The organism is Thalassolituus sp. (assembly GCF_034111725.1).
GTDB lineage: Bacteria > Pseudomonadota > Gammaproteobacteria > Pseudomonadales > Oceanobacteraceae > Thalassolituus.
In genome coordinates this window covers 1-11799 of the sequence record NZ_JAWUWR010000026.1, presented here as the reverse complement: position 1 = coordinate 11799, position 11799 = coordinate 1, and the positions used below count along the sequence as shown (strand labels likewise).

The 11799-nt window shown below is 45.6% G+C and carries 11 protein-coding genes and 1 pseudogene; all 12 read right to left on the bottom strand.

The genetic code is table 11. The features are described 5' to 3' along the window. Positions 1 to 6: 6 nt before the first annotated feature. Positions 7 to 2517 carry a beta-propeller fold lactonase family protein gene (locus UXZ23_RS03890; protein ID WP_320819332.1) on the bottom strand — a complete coding sequence of 837 codons (2511 nt, stop codon included), beginning with the start codon at positions 2515 to 2517 and terminating at the stop codon, positions 7 to 9. Positions 2518 to 2586: 69 nt separating this feature from the next. Beyond that, positions 2587 to 3663 (bottom strand): hypothetical protein, encoded by a 1077-nt coding sequence (locus UXZ23_RS03885; protein WP_320819331.1) that lies wholly within the window; start codon positions 3661 to 3663, stop codon positions 2587 to 2589. A gap of 255 nt (positions 3664 to 3918) precedes the next feature. Next, positions 3919 to 4443: pseudogene (locus UXZ23_RS03880) on the bottom strand (IS3 family transposase); the annotation flags it as partial. A 316-nt stretch (positions 4444 to 4759) separates the two neighbouring features. Beyond that, a complete protein-coding gene (gene gorA / locus UXZ23_RS03875) occupies positions 4760 to 6121 on the bottom strand; it encodes a glutathione-disulfide reductase (protein WP_320819330.1) in 1362 nt (453 codons plus the stop codon). Between the two features lie 76 nt (positions 6122 to 6197). Then, positions 6198 to 6725: a type II secretion system protein M gene (locus tag UXZ23_RS03870; RefSeq protein ID WP_320819329.1), complete on the bottom strand. Its 528-nt coding sequence runs from the start codon at positions 6723 to 6725 to the stop codon at positions 6198 to 6200. Further along, complete coding sequence (gene gspL / locus UXZ23_RS03865) at positions 6722 to 7906, bottom strand: type II secretion system protein GspL (protein WP_320819328.1); 1185 nt, start codon at positions 7904 to 7906, stop codon at positions 6722 to 6724. The genes UXZ23_RS03870 and gspL overlap by 4 nt, the downstream gene beginning before the upstream one ends. A gap of 4 nt (positions 7907 to 7910) precedes the next feature. After that, positions 7911 to 8906, bottom strand: a complete 996-nt coding sequence (gene gspK / locus UXZ23_RS03860) for a type II secretion system minor pseudopilin GspK (RefSeq protein ID WP_320819327.1) — start codon at positions 8904 to 8906, stop codon at positions 7911 to 7913. A gap of 65 nt (positions 8907 to 8971) precedes the next feature. Beyond that, positions 8972 to 9727 (bottom strand): type II secretion system minor pseudopilin GspJ, encoded by a 756-nt coding sequence (gspJ, locus tag UXZ23_RS03855; protein ID WP_320819326.1) that lies wholly within the window; start codon positions 9725 to 9727, stop codon positions 8972 to 8974. A 1-nt stretch (position 9728) separates the two neighbouring features. After that, entirely contained in the window at positions 9729 to 10097 is a 369-nt protein-coding gene (gene gspI / locus UXZ23_RS03850) for a type II secretion system minor pseudopilin GspI (RefSeq protein ID WP_015486909.1), read from the bottom strand. After that, a complete protein-coding gene (gspH, locus tag UXZ23_RS03845) occupies positions 10087 to 10677 on the bottom strand; it encodes a type II secretion system minor pseudopilin GspH (RefSeq protein WP_320819325.1) in 591 nt (196 codons plus the stop codon). The genes gspI and gspH overlap by 11 nt, the downstream gene beginning before the upstream one ends. Beyond that, a complete protein-coding gene (gspG, locus tag UXZ23_RS03840) occupies positions 10677 to 11108 on the bottom strand; it encodes a type II secretion system major pseudopilin GspG (RefSeq protein WP_025265524.1) in 432 nt (143 codons plus the stop codon). The genes gspH and gspG overlap by 1 nt, the downstream gene beginning before the upstream one ends. Before the next feature lie 10 nt (positions 11109 to 11118). Then, the coding region (locus UXZ23_RS03835; RefSeq protein ID WP_320819324.1) for a type II secretion system F family protein at positions 11119 to 11799 on the bottom strand (681 nt) is incomplete at its 5' end.

The window sequence follows — 11799 nt, the reverse complement described above, 5'->3', positions numbered from 1 at the left end:
AGACAGTTAAAAGCCATTGTCACTGTTCCCCCCCTCCGCTTGCAGTTTGATATCTGAAGCACAAATAACACTTTCGGGATGAACCCCCATCACGCTGAACGTTGAACCACTTGTTGCTTCGGAAACTAGTTCAGTATGACTTAAAGAAACACCATCGTTACAATCCACATAAATGTTATCTGCTACAGAATAGTAAAAGCGTTTTATTGCTCCGCTAATCTGACCATGTACAAAAATGCCATTGTCACCGACTAGGGCACGAGTTTCTAAAGTGTTCCAAATATTGGTAACCGATGTGTCATTAACATTATTCGATTTGATGGTTTGAGTCACACCGACTGCTGGCGCTGTGCCGGTATCCCATGAGGCCAAAAATGAAACAATACCATTGCCTCCCATATTCGCGACAGCCCCGTCTTGGGTTTCACCAAAACCTAATGTTGTAATAGCGCCGTCGGAATTGTCAAAGGATTGCTTCTTATAAACTTGAGTTAATCTGGGGACTTTAGCAGCTCGGACATCGCCAGTTGCGGGAGAGATTTGTAGCTTAAATGGTTCATCAGGTAACGAATGACACGAGCTACAAGCTTCTTCAAAACCCAAAAAGCCCGGTTCTTGAAATCTTGTCAGTCCCGCAATGGGATCACCACCCAGCACATTATCATCAAAAGTTCGATCAAGCTTGAGGTTTGGATTAGGGTGCAAAGTGATACTGTCCATAAAGTCACTTAGTTTTTGCATATCGGCATCCTCAAGTTCAACTCCACCCATTATTTTATCAAAATTAACATTAAAACTTAACAGATCCGGCATTTCACCACGCCAATGATAAGGGGCATGACCTTTTAAACCCCCTAATGTTTGGGTTACCATTGGGCCCTTCATAGGGTGCATTCGCTCGATGGTTCCGGAGATGGGATCGGTTACGCTGACCATTGATCCTTCTAGATCGCCTAAGTTCCAAGCTAGGTTATCGGTCGCGCCATCAACATGGCATGACGCGCAGGAAGATGTGCCATTACCGCTTAATTTAGCATCATAAAAAAAACCGCGTCCTTGTTTGATTATCAATGGTGTTGGATCCTCCCCAATAGCGGTTTCATTTAGAATGCTTAGGGTATCGGTATCAATTGTTGTCAGTGTATTAGAAAGTCGATTTTGTACATATAGACGCCTATCTGTAGTCTTTACTGCTAACCCTCGAGGACCTCGTTTATTTTCGGAATCCACTTGTGATCCAGGTGTATTTCCTACTTCGATACGGGCGATAACTTCACCATGGATATTGACCTTAGCAATACGGTCGGTACCAAAGGATGTTAGCCACATAAAGTCTCCTGAAGGATCGAACAATATGTCAGTAGGTTGAGCTAATGCGGTTGATGATGCTGCACTGTTTGGGAGTTGGGAATAGTCTATTCCAGGGTTTAAATCAAACGGTGTGATGATAGAATTATCGCCGGTAGTCACTCGTGTTATTCGGTTGTCAACGAAATGTCCACGCAGATTTTGTAAAAAGAAGGTTAAATTAAGAGCCTCGGTATTGGTGACGAAAAGATCACCATTATTTGGGTTGACGGTTAAACCAAGGTTGACAGTGCCAACGCGATCGTAATAACGGTTCAAACTTTGATTTGAAGTGAGTATTTCTGCTATATCGTGATCTAAAACGGTGTAATCTAAAACAGAAGGAAACCATTCAGGATCAGAAGCATCTATAATTAGACCCGTTCTTGGTGCGATAGGGAGACCGGCTATTGCAGGCTCTAAAGGAGGCACAGCGCTGGCCGTACGAGGCACAATGGTTGTGTGATTGCCTGATAATGCAAAAGCGACATACACTTTTTCCCCATCGGGACTAACCGTCAACGCACGAGGATGTTCGCCTTGCAAAGGGATTATTTTAATTAGCGCATGAGAACTTATATCAAAAACACGAATTTCTTTGGAGCGCGCCACGGAAACATAGGCATGTGCTGGCGTGCCTGCAATAACAACATCAGCTGGCTCATCTCCTGATGCAATGGTATCGATCACTATTTTTTGTGACACTGAAACAACGCTAATGCTGTCAGAAACATGATTGACTACCCAAACTTCGTCGTTATTGATTGGCCACACAGATACAGGGTCGATACCCACCGGTATTTCTGCAATTAATTCTGGGGTTGAGGGATCTGATAGTGAAAAAACAGATACAGAATTGGCCGCTGTATTGGCTGCGAATAAATGACTACCATCGGGAGATAAACGCAAAGGGTGCGTTTGTCCACTTTCAAAGTTTGTATTAAACGTCAGTTTATTTGTGTCAGAAGCAGGCTCTTCGATAGGCTCGTCACAACCACCCAGATCACAAGGATCTATTGCCACGACGTCTTCATCAGCGACTTCTGAGTTTGAACCACCACAGCTGGCTAGACTGAATATTAAACAAAGTAATATTAAGAAATTTAAAAAATTAAATGATATCAATGCTTTTATTTTGCAATAAGTGATGTAAGTTAAAGTGCTGCTCATAATTTACCCTTGAAGTTTTGTTTTAATAAAGTAAAAGCCACTATTATTTGCGCCGTTTGAAATGGTATTTTACGTTTTGCTAGTTTCGGATATGTACCAGTCCTTCTGGGGTTGGAAAGTAAAGACCAAACTCGCCGACGGCGCCAAGGCCAGCCCGTGGAGGACCAGAGGCATCGCTTTCATATATTGTGGTATATTCACCCGTGCTTGCAACATAGTAACCACATTGCTTAACGGGCCAGTGGCTGCGCAGGTTTTATCAGCCATGATGACTGCATGTGAAATGGCGATAGTCGACTGTATCGAGGTGTTATTTTCCGGGTTTCTAAATGCCCAAATAATATTATTATCAATCGTTTTTAATTCGGCATCGTATCTTAGCTTCACCATATAACTTTCACTCATGATAATAAATTCATCATTGTCATTTAACACCGGTCGTGGACTAAACTGGGTTTCGTCAGCAAGAATAAACTCATCGTTTAATTGCAGTTGAGTGAAGTCAAAGTAGATAATTACGGGAAATTCGTTATTTTCATTTACGGCGGTCGAAACTAACCATGCATCTTTACCTGTAGAAGTCGATAATATATTGCCATCAGAAAATAAAGTCATGCCATTATTTTTAGGAGTAACGGTAGCTGGAAACGTATCAGCCATATGTTCAGAATAGGTAGCAGAAGATAAGTCTTCTGAAAGTCTAACAATGCGATCTTGCAAATTGAACCAGAGGTTTCCACTGTCATCTATTATTCCGCCGCCAACATCGGGAAAGGAAGCACCTAGATTAACTCGAAATACAGGTCCCGCGGATAGGTTGTTTGGATCGTAGGCATAAATTGATGTGTCTTGCCCCGGCTGTTGATAAAGATAGTTTTCTCCAAGTAGTAATAAAACGGTATTGAAAGTTAACCATTCATCGACTTTACTTTCGTCAAGAACCTCTGGGCCAAGCATGAGGGTATCTTTTGTGCTTTGGTTATTTTGGTGAATCACAGGCCAATCTGAACTGGCGATTTTAGGGATGACTACAGCTGGTGGTTCTGTCGTTATAACTTCCTCCGCGGTCGAGTCATCGTCAGAGTCACATCCAGACAATAGCGTAAAAGTTAATAAAAATAGTGAAGCGTTTATATAGTTTATCATAGGGTGATTTTCTTTAAATTAATCATTATGTCGCTAACTATTAGCTTCATACTTGCAAATCAAAGAACCCGCATCAACCAGCTTTACACGAAAATGATGCTTCCTTACATAGGCTTGACAGGATTATTACAAAGTTTCTATTAGCATATTTATGTCAAAAAATGAGATTAAATTTAAGGAATAAATCGAATGCTTGTTAAGTCTGAATCGCCCCTAGTTATCTAGATACCCATTTTCTTCAAAAAATAGTTCTTTTCATAGTTTTTTTTCATAGTCCCTTGGCGACAAGTCATTATTATTACCATTGCGACGCGTGGAATTATAAAACAGGTCAATATAATTAAATATATCCGCTTCCCTTCTTCTCTTGTACGATAAATTTTTCGGCGAACACGCTCTCGCTTTAACAGGGCAAAGAAGCTTTCAGCGCACGCATTGTCATGACAATTCCCTCTGTGGCTCATGCTGACGGTTAAGTTATTGGCTTTTAACATGCTTTGCCAGTCGTAACTTGTGTATTGGCAACCTTGATCAGAATGCACGATTCAGTAGGTTGGGGGCAACGCTGGATAGCTCACCGCTGTCATAGCGTGCTTTTCGGATGTAGCCCCGTTCTGCCTGTATTTATGCCTGCTGCATCAGTCGATGAACACGATTTTTCCCACAGTGCTCTCCCGCATGGTTTAGATCTTTATGAATTTTTCGATAGCCATAAACGCAACCACTCTCAAGCCAGAATTGTTTGATAAATCCAAGCAAGTACTCATCGACTTTCTGTCGAGTACCCTCAGAGTTCACCAGCCATATCGGCCTCCTCTTTAAATACATTGTAACTTTAAAGAGTGTCTAGATAACTAGGGGCGATTCACACAGGGGTCGAAGCCAGAAGTTAGTTTAGTATTGTTCGTCTATAGAAAGTCAAACCTGGGTTTTTGTATTTTAAATAGAGTGAAATCAATTGGTTAGACGTTGTAAGTGTACCTTTTCGCACGAATCACGGCCGGACCTCTAATACTTAGCGCTTGAACACAACACACAAAGCCCGCCCCTATTCATCAATAAGGACGGGCTTTTTTATTGTCACACAACAGGTGGATTACAACTGGCGAGATGGTGTTCTCATGGTAACGAACTCTTCTGCCGCTGTTGGATGTATACCGATAGTGCTATCCAAAATAGCTTTAGTCGCGCCCGCCTTCATCGCCACCGCCAACCCTTGCATGATTTCACCAGCATCAACACCCACCATATGCGCGCCAAGAATCTTATCCGTGCTGGCTTGCACTAGTAACTTCATATAAGCGCGTTCGCTCATGCCGCTCATAGTATGTTTCATCGGGCGAAACTCAGATTCAAAAACACTGACATCACCGCTAAATTGGCATAAAGCTTCTTCTTCGGTTAGCCCTACAGTAGCGATATTCGGTTGGCAGAAAACCGCAGTGGCAATGGTGTTGTAGTCTGTTGGAGTGGCATCGCCGTCAAACTGCTGTGCGACAAATGTCATGCCCTGGGCTAATGCAACAGGTGTTAGAGCCGGGGTGCCGATAACATCGCCCAACGCATAGATACTCTCTATCGAGGTCCTAAACTGGTCGTCTGCGATGATAGTGCCATCTTCACGCATAGCGACACCAATAGCCTCTAATCCCAAACCATCGGTCATCGGTCGACGCCCGGTAGCATACATGACTGCATCACAAGTAATCGCTTCACCATTATTGAACCAGCACACCAAGCTGCCATCCGTTTGCTTTTCTATCTTTTGGATATCGCAACCAGTGCTAATGCGCACACCTTTCTTGGCAATTTCGTTGGCGGCAAACTCACGAACCTTATTATCAAATCCCCCCAGTATTTGTTCGCCGCGATACGCCAGCGTTGTCTCGACCCCTAAACCGTTAAAAATACCGGCAAATTCAACGGCGATGTAGCCTCCGCCGACGATGATAACGCGCTGTGGAAATTCATCGAGATAAAATACGTCGTTCGAAGTTATTGCGAATTCGACCCCAGGAACCTTAGGGACGAAAGGCCAGCCACCCGTTGCGATTAAAATCCGCTCTGCCGTTAACTTTTGTTCGCTAACAGCCACTGTGTGAGGATCAATAATCGACCCAGAGCCATTAATAATTTCAACGCCTGCATTCTTAAGCATATTGTCATATATGCCATTCAAACGTTTGATTTCGTTGGTTTTATTATCACGCAATTCAGGCCAATTGAAGTGATCTAACGTCGCATGGACGCCAAAGCCTGCGCCCTCTTTTAGGTGACTGGCGTATTCAGATGCGTATACGAATAGCTTTTTCGGAACACAACCGACGTTAACGCAAGTGCCTCCTAAATAACGACTTTCTATAACCGCGACCTTTTTGCCGCGAGCTGCCGCCATACGGGATGCGCGTACGCCGCCAGAGCCAGCGCCAATCACCAAAAGATCATAATCGTAATTCATTGCTTACCTCGATGGGTGGTGCGATTTGGTGTAGCGCAATGGAGTGATGCGCAGCCGGCTGTGCTATCAACTGGGATTAACTACCGGCCCTTATAAGAGTAGCCCTAATATCAACACGGCCCGGCTGAGTATCTTTGTCGATATTAATCTGATTCACGACGATGCCGAAGCGTGAATTCAGAGCTTCTAGCCAAGTAATGGTGTCGTCGAATGAAACATTCTCTAGCCAAATGCGTAAGCCGCTGCCGTCTTGTTCATAGCGCGTTAAGGTTATGTTACTTTTACGCGCTTGCTGCGTCACAACAGCCAGCAACGGCTGCTCCGCTGCGGCACTAACCCCAGTAGTGCCATTGTTGAATTGCGCACCGTTGTTTGCCATTAGATTATAAAGTGCCAGCTGCTTATCCAACTCAACCGCGAGTGTATCTTGGCGCTTTAACATAGGCGCAAACACAATCGAGAAGACGATAGCTAACGCGGCAAATATCGCTACGCCATTAACAATATTACGATCACGCCCAGGAAGTTGGCCGTACCAGTCTTTTGCTGCGGTAACACGAGGGTCTTTATTTAACTGATCTGTGATGGTGGCGAACGCTTTCATGCGGCGGCGCCTCCGACTTTTAAGCGCCCTTTTACTACGCCTTTGTCTGTCGTTGCTGATGCAATATCGGCTGTCATTCCACTTTTCTCCAATGCCTGCTTGAAGGTCTGCAAATCGCCCATTGCTGTTGCGGTAACTTCGATCACCAGCTCATCAAGACGATCCGCATAGCGAACACTTTGCAATTCAATACTTTTTTGCAAAGACGCGCTGGCATAAACTCGCGATACATTTGCCATCATAGCGATAAAGCCGCCGCTACCAGCAGTCGCACCGCCATCTAATTTTTCACGAAACTGACGCTCTAAACTGCGAACCCGCTCGCCGGGAAACCACTGTTTGTACAAGGCTAGACTTTGACTTCTAACCTCTGCGACCTGTTGAGCTTTGAGCCTATTATCTGCAAACAAATACAAACCCGACAGCACTGCAAATACTGCAGTCATGGCCACAATACCAGCCCACCACTTATTGGCCTTTTGAGTTTCTTGCTGAGCCAGACCTTTGCCTGAAAGCAAATCGGCTGTTGCGGGGATCGACAATAAAGCGGGCGACGTAGGCTCTATACGTATCGAACCGAAGCAATCTGGATAGCCGGTTTCGATACTGGTTTTTAATAAATTAGCTTGATCGAGGTTATTGCCAACAATAATCAATTCATCGGCGGTAAAATCAGCAAGCACTGACTCTAAAACGGCTGCAATTGCGCTCTCCGGCACTCGCCCTTCAAAACGTCCCGGCAGCTGAATCAACCAATCTCCCGCATCGTATTGAATGCTTGATATGAGCGGCAAGGCTGCTGTTTCAGGAACTAGCGCTTGGACTCTCACATGGTGCAAATCACACAATGCTAAAAGGCGTTCTGTAATCTCATTCGCAACGACATAAGCTCGATGATAAGTTTTATAGCTACCGGTCGTAAGCACCGTAAAATCGTTCAAATCACCAAGAATTAGCTCTTCTAAAGCGTACGGCATAGCGCGATTAATCATGCGCGCTTTAATACCGGGCAATGATACCCAGTGAGCGACATAGTTACTTGCCGATAGTTGCAGGGTTACCGCCGTCAATTCCGGCAGGGTGTCCGCCCATTCTTCCAACGACTTCACTTCTTGATTGGTATGGACTGTCCATTGACCTAGAGTGGCATGCCACTGCACTCTGATTGTGTTCGTTGTCATCCTATTACTCTATTTGATTAGCTGTGCTAACTGGGTCTACCGGACGCGATTCTCGCCGTGAAAAGTCACGATACAGTGTCGTCATAATTACGGTATTAACAGCGCGGTGAATAACCGCTTCCAGTGTCGCCATGCGCCCACCCAAATCTATTCGGGCAAACAATTCAAAGTATTCTGTACGAACGGAGAAATCCGTTTTACTCCAGCGACTATCTGTCGATTGACCGCCATTGGATTCATTATCGTCATTCTGACCGTTTGTGCGTGCCTTGGTAAAGGGCTCAACCTGACTTAGTGCCCAAAAATCATCAACACTGCTAAAACCATCGTCCCCGCGCGCATTTACAATGGCCTGCCCATCCGTAAGGGTAAGTTCGCTATCTAATGAAGCCAGCACAATCGCTGGCGCAGTATTGACGTTTAACTGAGCCGCAACCGGCAGGCAAGCGACATAAGGTTCTAATTTACTGTAAGACGCAGCATCCATATTCTCGATAAGTAACAACTCTGAGGTATGCTTACAGTCTTGATAGGCAGCGCGATAAGAAACTTCCGCCGATAGATAGCGATCATCATCTTGACTCTCTGGATTCAACCAATTGGCCCACTCGGTTGCCAGCTCAACATCCAAACCAAGCAAATTGAGCAATTGGCGAAAACGTGTGGTTTGAATGGCTTTGTTCGGAGCGTCTGGCGCCAAGCTGTTAAGGTTAAAACGCCCTTGAGCATCCGACAAATGGAGAAATATCGTTCCAGGTTCTAGCGGAAAGGATCGATCTACAGCCCACTCCTCACCAAGGTGATCCTTTTCTTTGTCGGCTTCCCAATCCATATATAGGCCTTGCCGCACTGCGTGCTCTGCGGCATAGGAAAACTCGCGCGCTTGCTGTAACGCCAACTGACCTGAGACTCGCTCAAGGTCAATGGACTGTCGTTCAATCATGGATGTGGCAAGAATCGCAACGATAGAAAATATCAACAGCACCATCAACAGCACCATTCCGGACTGCCGGCTTTTACCAGTTAACCTATTTGTGTAATTTCGACGTGACGACAACGACAACATCAGGTATCTGCCTTGTCATGAGCTAACAACCAAAGCCGCTCGATAAAACCAAGTCGTGGCAGTTCTATCTGCCAACGCATAGCAATCGGATACTCCGGCTTATTAGGATCCGAAACAGGCGGCCAGCTATCGTAATTTGTGCGCTCAGATTGAACACCGACTTCAGTGGGGGCGGTTTCGGCGGTAAGCTCAATAGTCAGACTAACCAACTGCTCTAGCACCACTTGCGATTGCACTTCAATATCGGTGGAGCGATCTAAGTGCGGCCAAAAATAACGTACTAGACAATCGCCTTTAGGATCTGTTTCGCCCCACTGCTCCAGCCTCAATCGAGCGCTTTCGCATTCGTCGCTATCAAGCGGCTCTATACGATAGGCTACTCGTTGAAGTGTCGAACGCGGATCATTAGCAACCGGGGAGTTGCGCCAACCCGCTCGAGTAAACTCAAGTAAATAGTCACCGTTGTCTAGCAACAACGATGGCTGGGTGTCGCCGTACTCATCTCGAATCGAGCGATTAATAAACTGTTCTAAGTCGCGGGTAATGACTTGGTTAAAACGCTGAAGGCCAGCCAATTGCTCTGAGCGAATATCAGTATTACGCGACGCCTCGCTGATATTACTTAATAACTGCACAGCACCGACCCCAATAATGGCAGTAATGCTAATCGCCACCATCACTTCCAGAAGGGTAAAACCCCTTTGTTGTCGTAGCTGTCTTTTTCTTGCAGCCTGTCTTGCGCACTCACGTTTCATATCAATGAGTGCCCATAATGGTTGCCAGCGAAATTAAGAAATTTTCTTTGTTATTGATGTCGGCCACAGAAACAGTGACACGATTAAGGCCGGGAAAAGCCGTCGCTTCAACCACGACATTAATGCGCCATTCGCGATCGGCAAGCTTGGTCGTGTCGTTACTTGTTCCTACCGCGGGCTGGCCAGCCAAACGAATTTCTGCCATGCGGTTTTCCGCAACATAAGACGCTAACGACTTATCTGCCATATAAAGCAGGTTGTTGACCCGCATACTGGCGGTATCGGTAATCGTGACCGCAACAACTGCGAAGATGGTGATGGCGATCATAACTTCAATCAGGGTAAAGCCGCGGCTGCGCTTAATTTTCAAAGCGTTCCACCTCAATGGTTACTGGACCAAACCCATCGCCTTTCACCGTAATAAGAAAAGCCTGATCATCAATATGTCCAAGCTCTATTCGAAACGGGGTGTATTCATCCGATGATAGAAATAATAGAGCCGGTAGTGGACCCTCGTCATCATCGCCTTGCAGGGTTTCGGTATCGACCTCAACCCCTTCAACAAACAACGCAAGCGACACTTGCTCTGGCACTTGAATCGTAGCGCCTAATCGCCCACTGTAGGCTTGCCACGGATTCTTCGCGAGCGCATCGAGCTCTTCGCGATCCAGTCCAGTGGTAAATTCTTGGGAATTGATATCTTGATAAGATAGCAAGGCGGTAGTCTCTGGCAGTATCGCTACGCCTAGGTCAAAATTCTGAAACACAGCTTCTTCGCGATACATGTCGAATGCACCTTGAAAGCGGCGAGCAAGCTGTTCAGTTTCGCTTTGCGCCTGACGTCCGCTACCGCCAAGGTTAACCATCGACAGCAACAAGCCGATGATGACAAGCACCACCATTACTTCTAACAGGGTAAACCCCCGCTGCTGTTGCTGCCGATATGTCATTACATTTCCTGACTGCTGATATCAGCGGCGTCGGCTTCACCACCTTCAGAGGCATCTGAACCTAAAGAAATGATCTCGTACTGACCTTTATTCAAGAAGTATAAGAACTCACCACCCCAGGCATCAGTAGGCACCGAATTGCCTTTAAGGTAACCACTACTGCGATAGTTCTTTGGCTCTGGCGAACCTGAAGGCTTCTTAACAAGCGCTTCTAAACCCTGCTCGGTGGTTGGATAGGTGTAGTTATCCAGCTTGTACATATCCAATGCGCCTTCGATCAACTTGATCTGGCTTTTGGTTGTTTTGATTCGAGCATCATCTGCAGATCCAAGAATGTTACCTGCGACCAAGGCCATAATACCGCCGATAATTGCTAGTACGACCATTACTTCGATCAAGGTAAAACCAGCCTGGCGTTTTTTAACGGGCATTATCATTCTCCTATTGCACCATTTTTTGAAGTTCAAGAATTGGGAGCATGATGGCAACAACGATAGTGGCAACAATTGCCCCCATCACTAGTAGCATCACGGGTTCGAAAATTTTGACCAAGGCTGAAATTGTATTTTCAAGGTTGGCCTCCTGTTGGGATGCAGTGCGAGCGAGCATTGAATCTAGCTCACCACTGCTTTCGCCACTGGCAATCATGTGCAGCATAATAGGTGGGAAATGTTTAGTTTCAGCAAGTGCGCCATTTAACGTTCCACCTTCACTAACCCGCACCGTAGCAGCGGCTAATGAATCTTTAATCGCCATATTGGTGACAACCTGACTAGCGATGCGCATGGCTTCAACTAGTGGCACGCCACTACTCGTTAGGATCGCTAACGTACTACCAAACCGAGCCGTATTAGCATCGCGCACAAATCCATTTAAACCGGGCACATTAAGTAAAAAAACATGAAACCCAAACCGGAATTTTTCACTCTTGAGTCCACGCACAAAGGCCACTATTCCAACAACCGCAATAATGGCCGTTACTAAGCCGTAGTCGGTTATAAAAGTACTAATGTCGAGCATAGTTTGCGTCAGCCAAGGCAACTCCTGACCATTTTTCACAAATACCTGAACGATATCGGGGACAACATAGGTTAACAAGCCAACGACAATCCCCAACGCTAC